The sequence below is a fragment of the Paenibacillus sp. RS8 genome, assembly GCF_041956825.1.
In the GTDB taxonomy this organism is placed as follows: domain Bacteria; phylum Bacillota; class Bacilli; order Paenibacillales; family Paenibacillaceae; genus Paenibacillus_AQ.
Map to the genome: position 1 here is coordinate 3312226 of NZ_CP168131.1, position 12378 is coordinate 3324603.

Consider the following 12378-nt stretch of genomic DNA (forward strand, 5'->3'; position numbering starts at 1 on the left):
CTTTTCAGTCAATTGTTGATCAAGAAGCTGATTTAGGCGTAAACGCTCTACGTACAACCTTCGTCAATTCCATTAGGATAACGGCACAGAGTGCCAGACCGCTTGCAACCAGCCAATCGGACATTCCGAACGAAGCCGGAATCGAGAAGATTTCTCTAACTCCTGGCAGAACCGCAATGCCATAAAAGGCAAAGCAGACTAGAACGGCTCCGATGACGTATTTGTTGCTGAAAAAGCCAGCTTCAATAGCTGTTTGACTGTTCGAGCGAGCAGCAAAGGTCTGAAGTGTACGAGACAGGATCAGGGTTGTGAATGCCATGGCCACGCCCATATCAGGGGAATGCTGGAGTCCAATATACAGGGATATAATTACGGCTATACCTATAAGTAGACCACGGGTAATAATAGCCTGCATCATTCCTCCGGCAAATATACCTTCCTTGAGTTCTCTTGGATTTCTGCTCATCACATTAGGTTCGGGTTTCTCCATACCAAGAGCAATGGCTGGGAGAGAATCATTCGCCAGGTTGATAAATAGAAGCTGAATCGCCGTGAAGGGATTAATCCAGTCGAAAATTAGGGCAAAGAGAATGGCGATAATCGCACCCAGGTTACCTGAAAATAAATAGGCGATCGCTTTTTTGATATTGTCGAATACCGTTCTGCCCACAGATACAGCATTAACAATCGATACAAAATTATCATCGGTCAAAATCATGGCAGCCGCATCTTTAGCAACGTCGGTTCCACTGCCCATAGCAACACCGATATCTGCTTGCTTCAAGGCAGGTGCGTCATTTACGCCATCACCGGTCATGGCTGTAATTTTGCCTTTTCGCTGCCACGCACGGACAATTCTGATCTTGTTCTCCGGGGAGACTCGGGCGTATACACCAATCTGCTCAAGCTTATTATCCAGTTCTTCGTCAGACATGGCATCGAGCTCTTGACCGGTTACGGCAATTTCTTTTTCGGTCATCAGGCCGATATCGCGTCCAATCGCTTGTGCGGTTGTCTTATGATCACCAGTAATCATGATGGTCCGAATTCCAGCCTTCTTAGATTCTTCGATCGCACCATAGACAGCTTCCCGAGGGGGATCAATCATAGCTGTTAAACCTACGAGTACCAGGTTTTGTTCATCCTCCAGCCCGACTTCAGTGACCGTATTGGGTACAGTTTTGTAAGCATAGGCAAGTACACGTAGTGCTCTGCTGGAGAATTCCTCATTGGCTTCAATGAAACGATCAAGAACTTCCGGAGTCATCGGCACTTCTTGTCCACTTAGTAGTACATGCGTACAAAGACTAAAGAGTACATCCGGTCCGCCTTTGGTGATCATTGCTTTTTGTCCGTTAAAAGTGTGTAAGGTCGTCATCAGCTTGCGATCCGAGTCAAAAGGAAGTTCGGCTTCGCGAGGGAAATTGTCGCGTATTTCCTTGTAATCTTTGTTCATGCTGTTACTGAAGGCAATAAGTGCCACCTCAGTTGGATCGCCCAGTTCTTTACCATCCTCATTAATGTTAGAGTCGTTACAGAGCACGGCAATGTGTAGGAGGCGCCGGGCTTCCTCAGACCATTCTTCGGGCTCTCGATTGAATTGATCACGGTCACCTTCCGGTAAAAAGTAATCTACAACCGTCATTTTATTCTGGGTCAGGGTGCCGGTTTTGTCCGTACAGATGACACTGGTTGATCCAAGTGCTTCGACGGCAGGCAGCTTACGAATAATCGCATGTTGCTTAGCCATTTTATTCGTACCTACGGATAAGACAATCGTTACGATCGAGGAGAGAGCTTCAGGGATAGCGGCGACTGCCACAGCGACTGCAAACATTAGGGCATTCAGAATGGCTTCCGTGGTATCCACTGTATCATTCGACAGCCAAACACGTCCGGCTTGGATGGCAAAGATCAAAACGGACAGCACGATAATCGCTACACCCAACTGCTTGCTAAAGGTTTCGAGCTTACGCTGTAGTGGCGTCTGCTTGGCTTCGGCGCTCTCAATGAGTTCAGCGATTTTGCCGATTTCGGTTGTCAGTGCAGTTCCTGTTACTACAAGCGTTCCACGGCCATATACAACCAAAGAACCGCTAAACGCCATATTACGACGGTCCCCGAGTGGAGATTCCTTCGCGATGGTATCCGTATGCTTCTCTACAGCTTCGGATTCTCCGGTCAGCATGCCTTCATTGATCTTCAAGCTTCCCGATTCTATGATACGGCCGTCGGCAGGTACAAAATCTCCAGCCTCCAGTAATACGATATCACCGCGAACAAGCTCTCTGGCAGGGACGGTTTTTAAGGCTCCATCCCGTAACACTTTAGCCTCGGGTGCCGACATCTGCTGCAGGGCATCAAGTGAACTCTCCGCTTTACGTGTTTGGATGACACTTATAACTGCATTGAGAATCAACACGAGGAAAATGATAAGCGACTCCATAACTTGGCCCATAACAATCTGGACAATGGCCGCAATAAGCAGTACGACCACCATAGGGTCCTTGAAATTTTCAAGAAAAAGCTTCCAGAGGGGATCTTTTTTCTTTCCTTTTAATTCATTGTAACCATCACGTTCCAGTCGTTTGCTGACTTCTGCCGACGTAAGCCCGTTAGTTGTACTCTGCACTTCCTGTAAACTGTCTGTTACATTCTTGCGGTAATACTCCACTAATGATAGCTCCTCTCCGCTGTGCTGTGTCTTTGTTTAGGTCTCATAAGCTTCGATTTACTGCATAAGTGCACATAACTGCGTGTTCTACACAAGTATGGTATATCAGTTCGTCAAATCAGTAGACTTCAGGACCTATCTTCAAACTTACGATTTAACTTGGCGCAAGTTTCAAAATATGGAGCTTAGTATGCGCATATCTAAAAAAAGATCATTCGTAATCGTCTATATTGTGAAATCTTTTTAATGAATAGTATTGGATTACCTATGAAGAAGTCTTATTACATGGGAAGACATAAGGAATTCCTGGATCCTGCGTGTGTTTTCCTATGATTATGGGGTAACGCCTTTAGTATCAGTATAGTAGTGGATAGAATCGGAAGGTAAAATAATGTGAGTATATATGTAAGCGTTCACAGAATGGAGGCGATTAATACCAAGAAAAGATGTTTCTGCAATGAGTGTACAAATGGGGACAACATTATCCGACATTGCGAATTGGATTGGTGGACCTGCACCTGATACGACAGCACTTTATTCGTGATTTGTTTAAGATAATTATTGGCCTCAGCTAATTCTGCGGAAGCTTCCGCCTTTGTCATAGTCTTCCATACACCTTCGGCATGGTTAACCGTATGAACCATCCGTATGATTCGCCTCGTTGGATACGGTCAGCGTTTCAGAGTAGGTCCAATGGCAGGTGCAAAAATAATAGCTAACCCTACCATTCCCATGGCAGCCCCTCTTTTTGCAGGAGGGAACAGGGTCAAGATGACATTCGTGAGCAGTGGCATGATAATCCCGGCCCCGGCAGCCTGAATCATACGCCCGGTCAGCAGAATAGGGAAGTTTGTCGCGATTGCCGAGACGATCGTTCCGGCCAGAAATATAAACATAGAAGCTTGAAAAAGTTCTCGCGTCGTAAACCGTTGCATCAAATAAGCGGTAATTGGGATTAGAACCCCGTTCACCAGCATATAGCCTGTTGTTAGCCACTGAGCGGTTGCAGCCGAAATATTGAAATCATGCATAAATTCGGGAACGGCTACGCTCATTACCGTATGATTCAGTGTCGCAAGAAAGGCGCCCAATATCATGATGAATAAGATGGGTCCCTTTTTTACGGAACTGCTTGTTACTTCTGTCTTTGTACTCACTCCACTCCATCCTTTCAAATCGTCGATCATGGACTAAATTTACAGTGTGTTGTATAGTTTACAATGCATGAATTAGATTATAAATGAAATTTTCAAGTAATCAAGCAACGATTTGCGAAAAAATGTAAAATAGTTTACATTCATTTTAAATTTGTAGTGTTTTCTCATAAAAAAACAACAATTTTTAAAAAAATGTAGTTTACGATAAGTTAGTTAAAGATTGGAGAGAGTAAGATGAATAACACAACGCAACGTACAGATCCCCGGGTACTTCGTACACGTCAATTGCTTAGAGATGCTGTGATTGAATTGCTGGAGGAAATGGATATTGAGAAAATATCAGTAAACCGTATTGCAGAGCGGGCTAAAATCAATCGTGTTACTTTTTATCTGCATTATCGCGATCTCCCGGATATGTTGGAAAAGATGGCGGATGAGATGGTGGAGGACATTCTACAAGTAGTGAACAACGATGACAACCATAACGAGTCGGTTGAGGAAGAGAATTTAAGGATATTAGAGAGTCTGCTAAAGCATATTGCGGAAAATGCAAAATTCTACAAAGTAATACTCACATCGAAACGAAGCCCGATTTTTACAGATCGCCTGTTTGACTTGATGGCGGAAATCATTTCTGCACATCAGGAGAAAAAGGAGGGCGCCGCTGATCATTCCAAGATGCCCATACAGAAGGACATTGCCGTTTGGTACGGTTCAGCCGCCCTAATTGGCACGGTTATTTCTTGGCTTCGAGATGACATGCCTTATACTCCGGTATATCTAGCCAGACAAATCAGTATGCTGCGCGCTAACTAGCCAAATGAATACGCTCAAAAGAAAAAGCCGCGCAACGTTGCGCGGCTTTTGATGTGTACAGAGCGGGTAAATCACTGCACACTGAGATTATCCCAGTTGACTTGGAATTCCTTCAGCATGCCTTCTTTGGTCAGCTTGCCACCGAGATAGCCTTGAATGCTGCTGGATAATTCCTGCGGCATCCCGTTCGGCAGGCGGGTCCAGTTCCAGGTCAGCGCTTGATCATTATCGGTATAGGCCAGCACCTCAGCACCTAGTGCTCCAAGATCTTCTTCGGTTCCCTTAATGTTGTCGAGCGCAGGGATGAACTGGAATTCCTTGGTGATATATTTTTTCCCCGTCTCGGAGGTGACGAGCCAATTCAGGAAGACCTTGGCCTCCTCTTTGACGGGGGAGTTCTTATTGATCACCCAATTGCTTGGCACGCCTACATACAGCTTGTCGTTATCTTCGGGTGTGTCATCAATGGGCATCGGCAGGATGCCCAGATTAAGATTGGAATCAATGCCGTCGATCTGTCCTTGTGTCCAGTTGCCCTGCTGCATCATTGCGGCTTCGCCGCTCGCTACCATAGTGACTTGGGTATTATAGTCGGTCGAGAGCGGGTTCTTGTTGCCATATTCAACAGTAAGGTCGAGTAGATCGATCCACTTGGAGAAAATAGGATCTCCGGCAAAGGTCTTGGAGCCGTCTGTAAGTCCGGCGATAAACGCTTCGGGATCTGGTTGCTGAGCGAAAGCTACGTTCACATTATGATTGCCGAGCACGAACCATTCCTGGTACCCATTGGCAAAAGGTGTGATCCCTGCCGACTTTAACTTCTCGGAGGCTTCACGTAGTGCGGTTAGGGTCAATGGCTTCTCTGTGATGCCGGCCTTCTTAAACAGATCCTTATTATAGATGAAGCCGTAGCCTTCCAGATTCATCGGCATGCCATAGAGCTTTCCATCTATGGTCATTTGTTCTGCTGCAAGCGGCTTTACATCCTTAGCCCAAGCTTCACCGCTCAGATCCTCAAGATATTCGAGCCACATATCTCTTTCATTGTTGCCGCCGATGGTGAAGATATCCGGTTCATCTCCGGAAGAGAATTTGGCGCGTAGGGAAGCACCGTAATCGGTACCGCCACCCACGCTCTGAATCTCCAGTTTAATATCGGGGTGTTCCTTCTCGAATTCAGTCTTAAGCGAAGCCAGCGCTTCGGATATTTCAACCTTGAACTGGTAGATATGCACGGTTTTGACTCCATTTGCATTGTCGCTGCTGCGTCCGCAGCCGGCTGTCAGGGTAGCCAGCAGCAGGGAGCATGCGAGGAGAATTCCACGTTGTATTCTCATATTCATTCATCCTCTCTGGCTGAAAGTAACGTGTATCGTTAGCCCTTTACGGAGCCTTGGGCAATGCCTTCAATAATATATTTTTGCATGACTAGGAAAAAGATGACCACGGGCGTAATCCCGAGCACGAGTCCCGGAAGTGCCAAATCCCACTGCTTCGTATATTGTCCAAAAAAGCTATAAGTGGCGATGGGAATGGTGCGAAGCCCCGGGTCCTGCAGAATAAGTGAAGGCATCAGGTAATCGTTCCAGATCCACAGGGTATTTAGAATGATGACGGTGATAATAATCGGCTGCATGAGCGGAAGTACAATTCGGAAAAAAGTGCCGTAAGGACTGCTGCCATCCACCCTTGAAGCCTCTTCAATATCAAGAGGTACCGATTTGACGAAGCCATGGAACAGAAACACAGTCATCGGGGCGCCAAATCCAAGATAGGCTAAGATCAAACCAGCGGTTGAATCCATAACCCCGATTCCGCTGACGACCTGCACCAGCGGAATCATGATCGACTGAAACGGGATAACCATAGCGGCTACTAATGCAATATAAAGCATGCGGTTGTACAAGCTGTTATTGCGGACCATTTTATAGGCACACATAGAGCAGAGGAACGCTAGCAGAATATTACTAACCACCGTGATGATAAAAGAGTTCAGGAAGGCACGAGGGAAATTGGTAGCTTTCCAAGCTTCGGCGTAGTTGCTCCACTGGAACGCGGTAGGCAGCGCAGCAGAATCTGAAAGAATCTCACTATAGCTTTTTACTGAGTTCGCTAGTAAAAAGTAAAATGGCACCAGGAATAGAAGACCTAGCAGGATCACAATCACTTCGACGAGAAGCAGAGGCACATTGAATTTTTTGGCAGTAGTCTCCATTACAGCTCCACCTCTCTTTTCTTGGTTGCTCTAACCTGCAGCAGGCTGATCACAGCTACGATGACGAAGAAAATCATTGCTTTGGCCGAGCCCATACCGAACCTGCTGATCGTGTAGGCCTCATTATAAATATTCAACGCTACAGATTCGGTAGCTTTGAAGGGGCCGCCCTTGGTCAGCGATAGGTTAAGGTCGAACAGCTTAAACGACCAGGAGATCGACAGGAATAGGCAGACGGTTACAGCTGGCATAACGAGCGGGAAGGTGACATGGCGTAAAGCCTGAAATCGTCCAGCGCCATCCACCTTCGAGGCTTCAATCAGGCTTTTGGGAACGTTGTTGATTGCGGAGATGTAGATGACCATCAGGTACCCTGCATTTTGCCAGACAAATACGATCACAATCGCCCAGAAGGCCGTCCCTCCGGTGCCCAGCCATGGAAGATTGAAGAAGGACCAACCGGTAGCTTGTCCGATAGAAGAGAATCCTCTAACAAAAATAAACTGCCAAATGAACCCGAGCAATAGTCCGCCGATGACATGAGGGACAAAAAATACCGTTCTTAGAACATTGCGCGTAAACAGCTTGCGGGTCAGTACATAAGCGAGTGCAAAGCCGAGCAGATTGGTCAGTACTAAACCAAAGAAAGTGAACTTCGCTGTGAACCAGAAAGAATTAAGAAAGGAAGGATCTTTAGTGAAGATATGTAGATAATTCCGGAGCCCGGTCCACTCCACATGACGCGAGATTCCGTTCCAGCTGGTAAATGAATAATAGAGTCCCAGAAAGAAAGGAATCAGCACAATAATAAAGAAAAACAGGGAAGTTGGCCCGACAAAAACAAACTGCTGCATCAGGCGTGATCTTTTTCTATGGTCCATCGTTCCTCACCCCTTTTTGTTAATGTAAACTTTTCATTCTATAACCGGATTGGTGATTAACCGAAACAAGCAGGCTAGAAATCCGCACTGCTTCAGAATGATTTCTTCTCAGGCTTGACAGCCCTTTCAAAGAATCGGTATGGTGGACTTGTCAGACAAATAGGAGGTTGAACAGATGTCAGGATTGCTTAGCAATTTTGTTACGCAGATTGGAATCTTGGTGAATGATGTTGAGAAGGTAAGTACGGCATATGCGGAGTTTTTTGGACTGAAAAAGCCGGAAATTATCGTTACAGATACAGAAGATATTGCGCAGACCCGTCATAATGGCGTGGCGACGCAAGCACGGGCAAAGCTAGCTTTTTTTGATATGGGTTCCTTGCAGTTGGAACTGATTGAGCCGGATCATGAGCCGAGCACATGGCGTGATTACTTGAATGAGCATGGGGAAGGGCCTCATCATATTGCTTTTGTGGTTGAAGGGATGAAGGAGAAGATTATGCTGCTCGAAGGCAAAGGCTTCCCGCTCCAGCAAAAGGGTGAGTATACCGGAGGGCGTTATGCTTATATGGATACGTTCAAGGAGTTAAAGGTAATCGTAGAGCTGCTAGAGAACGACAAGGATAAAGGAGAGGACTCATTATGAATATTATAATTACCGGTGCCGGACGCGGATTGGGGTATGAACTGACGGCTGAGGCATTAAAGCGTGGTCATGGAGTGATCGCTGGGGTTCGCCGTCCTGATCAGGATCAAACAGCGTTATCCCAGCTTGCTGAAACCTACGGAGATAAGCTAACTGTCGCAGCGTTGGATGTGACGGATGAAGCGGGAATCGCAGCACTGGCTGCTAGTCTACAAAAACAAGGGCGGACGCTGGGTGCCATTATTAATAATGCGGCGGTGCTCAGTGCCCGGGATACATCGATTGAAACGTTGGATTTCCAAGATATGCTTACAACAATGGATATTAATCTGTATGGACCAATGCGAGTGGTTAAGCATTTCCTGCCGCTACTTACGGAATCTGAATGCTCGATCATCAATGTATCGTCGGAAGCAGGCAGCATCACTAATGCATATCCAAACGACTATCCATATGGCATTTCCAAAACAGCGCTCAATATGTTCTCACAGCAGCTGCATGTTTATGTAAAAGAACGCGGAATTCAAGTGCTTAGCGTGCATCCCGGCTGGATGCATACAGATATGGGCGGGGCAGAGGCACCGACAAATCCAAATCAAAGTGCCGAAGGGATCCTTAACCTGATCGAGAAGCGGACTACACCTGAAGGTCATTTCATGTTTGTGGATTATACGGGTAAGGATATGAAGATTTGAGTATATCAGTTGAAATTAAAATTTATTCTATTAAGGTAAGTGCGTGACTGCGGTGAATGTTTGGACTTTCGGCCGCTGTTGTCACCAGATTTCTTGATTAGATACCACTCTTCGCGGTGGAAATCCGGTGGCAAAGGCGGTCGCTAGCGCTCCTACAGTTCCAAACTTCCCCTCCTTCACTTTTCCTTTTTAGAATGTTTTTAAGTTCAACTTATATAAATAGGAGTTGTAAGTAAAGAGAACTGCTTATTTCCTAAGCAATAAATAAGCGAAATAAGGTACGCCGATTAGCGACACCATGATCCCTGCCGGGATACCGTCAGGATCGACGAGATTACGGCCAACAGTGTCTGCGATCAGAAGCAACCAGCCGCCAAGCAATACAGCGACGGGAATAAACATCTGATTGCGCGGGCCCACTAGCGATTTTGCAATATGCGGAGCCATCAGCCCGATAAAGGCGATCCCGCCTGTGACGGATACTGCTGAGGCGGAAGCTGCGACAGCCGTGAGAATCAGGACGATACGTTCACGTTCCAGATTCAGGCCGACACCAATGGCGGATATTTCACTAAGACTGAGCAGGTTGAGTCGCTGTGATTTGTACAGGGTAAAGGGAACTAGCAGGATCAACCAAGGCAGTAAAGCCCAGATGAACGGCCAATCTGTACCCCATATATTCCCTGCAATCCATTTTGCAATAAAATCTACCTTGGCACGATCCGCGGACGAAATGATCACGATCATAACACCAGACAACGCTAGGGAGAACCCTACCCCAACTAGCACCAACCGAACAGGATCAAGCCCCTTAGTCCGACTATATGAAAATAGATAGATTAACGCTGCCGTAAGTAATGCCCCTATAAAAGCAACCAGCGGCAGCGCATAAATGAACGATCCAGCGCTAACCGGGAAAAAAAGAAAGAAAACAGCGACAGCCACACCCGCGCCAGAGTTGATACCAATAATACCGGGGTCGGCTAGATCGTTTCGTGTAACGCTTTGCAGAATGGAACCGGATAACGCCAAGGCCATGCCTGCCAGCAGTGTAATCAGAATCCTCGGCAATCTTACAGAGAATAATACAAAGTCCTCTTTAAAGGTTCCATGCCCGAACAGAACCGGAAGCAGTCTGTCAAAAGATAGGGAGGAGTATCCGATTCCCATGCTGACGATTGCTGTTAGCAGAATCAATCCGGTGCATACATATAGGATAATCCGTTGCTTTCGTACGGGTGCAGAGGAAATCATGAGAGTGTTTTACCTCCTTTCCGAACAACAAACAAGAAGAAAGGTAGCCCAAGCATAGCTACGACGGCGACCACTGGCGTCTCATAAGGTGCATGAATTGTCCGTCCAATTGTATCCGCGAGAAGCATGAAAGATGCACCCGTAAAGATCGAAATCGGCAAAATATACCGGTAATCGGTACCGACAATCTTACGGACAATATGCGGAATCATCAGCCCTACAAAAGCCATGTCGCCAATTAGAGCGACCGATGCTCCGGTTAGCAGAATAATAAGAGTAAATAGAATCCCTTTAACCATAGCGAGATTTTGTCCTAATCCGATGGCTACCTCGTCACTTAAGCTAAGAATGGTTAACTGGTTTGAAAATATTAATGCCACCACAATGCCGATGAGAATAACGGGTGCGATAGCCTGAAGCTGGCCCCAGGTTGTACCGATCAATCCACCCGCTGTCCACATGGATACATCCTTGGATATTTTGAAGGCAATGCTTATGCCACTTGAGATAGCATACAGGAAGGCAGATACCGCTGCACCGGCGAGTACGATTCGAATCGGAGAGAAGCCACCTTGGCGCACAGAACCGAGAACAAGCACTAGCACGGCTCCTAGGGCAGCGCCAAAGAAACAAGCAATCATGGTACCAAAATAATTCAGTCCCGGCAGAAATACAAACGTAAGAGCCAGCGCCATATTCGCGCCGGAGGTCAGACCGAGCAGGCCTGGGTCGGCTAACGGATTGCGTGTAACCCCCTGCATGATAGCACCGGATACGGCAAAGGCGGCACCGATTAGCATGGCGGCCAGTTCGCGAGGCAGCCGGATTTCACGCAGAATAAGGACATTGTCTGCTTTTGAATTTGAGGTGATGGCAAGCCATAGGTCATTGAAAGTGGTTTCTTTAGCCCCGAATAGCATAGCAATCACGAGGCATATCACCATTACCAGCACGCTACCAAGCAGCTTATATAAAAATGGAATGGAAGTTTGCTTCGTAGTCATGATCTTTATTTTCCAAGAAATTGTTGTTCAAAGAATTCCAACTGGTACTCTAGGCTGAGTGGATCGTTAAAGTAGAATGCTTTTGCATCAGCCTCGAAAACATGATTATTTTTGACGGCAGGAATACTCTTGTAGATTTCTGTATTCTGGAAGGAATTATCCTCATCCGCGTTCTTGCTGAAAATCACGTAATCGCCCAGATAATCCTTCAGTACTTCTGTCGAGACAGCAAAGAATCCATCCGTTTTGGTGCTTTCTTTTACTGTTTCTGGCATGCCAAGCTTGAAGTCCCCATAGAGGAGTTCAGTTCCGCGGCCAAAGTTATATCCGTAAACATATAATTGTTTATTGAAGGTCTCAATAACAGACACAGTTGCATTATCGCCGATCTTCGCTCTGATTTCTTCACCAGCTTTTTTAGTGCGGGCGCTAAAGTCATCGACCCAAGCTTGAGCTTCTTTTTCTTTGTTCACCAATTTGCCGACTTCCAGCTGTTGGGTTAAATAATCCACTTTATTATAAGTATAAGTAACGGTTGGTGCGATTTGCTTGAATTTATCGATATTCTTAATATCGGAGAGCCCGATGATCAGATCGGGTTGCAGTTCAATGATTTTCTCCAGACTTTCATCGCTAACCGCTTCTACGTCTTTCAGCTGTTCTTCAAAGCGTGGGTTGGTTTTGGACATTTCATCTACGCCTACAACAGGCACACCCAGTGCCATAACATTACCTGTTAAAAAACGGGTGAGTACAACGAACGCTGAGGATGTGTTGGAACCTCAACAGGCCCGTCTTCGGATTGATAAGTAAAAGTTGCACTTTCTGACTCTGCAGCAGGAGCAGAAGATGGGTTGTTTGTAGGACTAGCCTCATTTTTTGCCTGATTTCCCCCACAAGCACTGAGTGCAAGCCCCATAATAAGTACAAACGGAATAAATATCTTTCTCATTAAATAAGTCTCCCCTTTTTTGTATGACAGTGTTTCTTGGAACAATTCCAGAAGTGTAAATCAATCTTCAGCTATACCTCAGAG

Annotated in this window: 10 protein-coding genes and 2 pseudogenes; 3 read left to right on the plus strand and 9 right to left on the minus strand. The window is 46.2% G+C overall.

From position 1 onward, the window contains the following. Positions 1–19 precede the first annotated feature (19 nt). From ACDZ28_RS16210 to ACDZ28_RS16220, 3 genes and pseudogenes are all read right to left on the minus strand, one after another. Complete coding sequence (locus ACDZ28_RS16210; RefSeq protein WP_375105201.1) at positions 20–2674, minus strand: cation-translocating P-type ATPase; 2655 nt, start codon at positions 2672–2674, stop codon at positions 20–22. Positions 2675–3087: 413 nt separating this feature from the next. Further along, positions 3088–3318 (minus strand): hypothetical protein, encoded by a 231-nt coding sequence (locus tag ACDZ28_RS16215; RefSeq protein WP_339289803.1) that lies wholly within the window; start codon positions 3316–3318, stop codon positions 3088–3090. 36 nt (positions 3319–3354) lie between these two features. Then, positions 3355–3861: pseudogene (locus ACDZ28_RS16220) on the minus strand (MFS transporter); the annotation flags it as partial. 204 nt (positions 3862–4065) lie between these two features. On the opposite strand from ACDZ28_RS16220, the gene ACDZ28_RS16225 reads away from it, so the two are divergent. Further along, entirely contained in the window at positions 4066–4647 is a 582-nt protein-coding gene (locus ACDZ28_RS16225; RefSeq protein WP_339289804.1) for a TetR/AcrR family transcriptional regulator C-terminal domain-containing protein, read from the plus strand. Between the two features lie 71 nt (positions 4648–4718). Here ACDZ28_RS16225 and ACDZ28_RS16230 read toward each other — a convergent pair whose 3' ends face one another. The 3 genes from ACDZ28_RS16230 to ACDZ28_RS16240 are packed head-to-tail and all read right to left on the minus strand — an operon-like array spanning position 4719 to position 7743. Then, on the minus strand, positions 4719–5984 hold the full coding sequence (locus ACDZ28_RS16230; protein WP_375105202.1) for an ABC transporter substrate-binding protein: 1266 nt from the start codon (positions 5982–5984) through the stop codon (positions 4719–4721). A gap of 38 nt (positions 5985–6022) precedes the next feature. After that, the gene (locus ACDZ28_RS16235) at positions 6023–6862 is read right to left on the minus strand and encodes a carbohydrate ABC transporter permease (protein WP_042125319.1); all 840 of its coding nucleotides are present in this window, start codon (positions 6860–6862) and stop codon (positions 6023–6025) included. Further along, positions 6862–7743, minus strand: coding sequence for a carbohydrate ABC transporter permease (locus ACDZ28_RS16240; RefSeq protein ID WP_375105203.1), 882 nt, complete (start codon positions 7741–7743; stop codon positions 6862–6864). Before ACDZ28_RS16240 ends, ACDZ28_RS16235 begins: the two co-directional genes overlap by 1 nt. Before the next feature lie 175 nt (positions 7744–7918). Here ACDZ28_RS16240 and ACDZ28_RS16245 point away from each other — a divergent pair, with 175 nt between their 5' ends. Both ACDZ28_RS16245 and ACDZ28_RS16250 read left to right on the plus strand, forming a co-directional pair. After that, complete coding sequence (locus ACDZ28_RS16245; protein ID WP_375105204.1) at positions 7919–8389, plus strand: VOC family protein; 471 nt, start codon at positions 7919–7921, stop codon at positions 8387–8389. Further along, on the plus strand, positions 8386–9084 hold the full coding sequence (locus ACDZ28_RS16250; protein WP_076119363.1) for an SDR family oxidoreductase: 699 nt from the start codon (positions 8386–8388) through the stop codon (positions 9082–9084). Before ACDZ28_RS16245 ends, ACDZ28_RS16250 begins: the two co-directional genes overlap by 4 nt. A gap of 246 nt (positions 9085–9330) precedes the next feature. Here ACDZ28_RS16250 and ACDZ28_RS16255 read toward each other — a convergent pair whose 3' ends face one another. The 3 genes and pseudogenes from ACDZ28_RS16255 to ACDZ28_RS16265 form a co-directional block, all read right to left on the minus strand. Further along, complete coding sequence (locus ACDZ28_RS16255; RefSeq protein ID WP_339289807.1) at positions 9331–10338, minus strand: iron ABC transporter permease; 1008 nt, start codon at positions 10336–10338, stop codon at positions 9331–9333. After that, positions 10335–11342: an iron ABC transporter permease gene (locus ACDZ28_RS16260; RefSeq protein ID WP_076119367.1), complete on the minus strand. Its 1008-nt coding sequence runs from the start codon at positions 11340–11342 to the stop codon at positions 10335–10337. The genes ACDZ28_RS16255 and ACDZ28_RS16260 overlap by 4 nt, the downstream gene beginning before the upstream one ends. 5 nt (positions 11343–11347) lie before the next feature. After that, positions 11348–12294, minus strand: a pseudogene (locus ACDZ28_RS16265) (iron-hydroxamate ABC transporter substrate-binding protein). Positions 12295–12378: the final 84 nt, after the last annotated feature.

Excerpts from the sequence above, each read along its gene's own strand:
- ACDZ28_RS16215 (WP_339289803.1), bottom strand. The coding sequence starts at position 3,318 with ATGGTTCATACGGTTAACCATGCCGAAGGTGTATGGAAGACTATGACA.
- ACDZ28_RS16235 (WP_042125319.1), bottom strand. The coding sequence starts at position 6,862 with ATGGAGACTACTGCCAAAAAATTCAATGTGCCTCTGCTTCTCGTCGAA.
- ACDZ28_RS16225 (WP_339289804.1), top strand. The coding sequence starts at position 4,066 with ATGAATAACACAACGCAACGTACAGATCCCCGGGTACTTCGTACACGT.
- ACDZ28_RS16260 (WP_076119367.1), bottom strand. The coding sequence starts at position 11,342 with ATGACTACGAAGCAAACTTCCATTCCATTTTTATATAAGCTGCTTGGT.
- ACDZ28_RS16245 (WP_375105204.1), top strand. The coding sequence starts at position 7,919 with ATGTCAGGATTGCTTAGCAATTTTGTTACGCAGATTGGAATCTTGGTG.
- ACDZ28_RS16230 (WP_375105202.1), bottom strand. The coding sequence starts at position 5,984 with ATGAGAATACAACGTGGAATTCTCCTCGCATGCTCCCTGCTGCTGGCT.
- ACDZ28_RS16255 (WP_339289807.1), bottom strand. The coding sequence starts at position 10,338 with ATGATTTCCTCTGCACCCGTACGAAAGCAACGGATTATCCTATATGTA.
- ACDZ28_RS16240 (WP_375105203.1), bottom strand. The coding sequence starts at position 7,743 with ATGGACCATAGAAAAAGATCACGCCTGATGCAGCAGTTTGTTTTTGTC.
- ACDZ28_RS16250 (WP_076119363.1), top strand. The coding sequence starts at position 8,386 with ATGAATATTATAATTACCGGTGCCGGACGCGGATTGGGGTATGAACTG.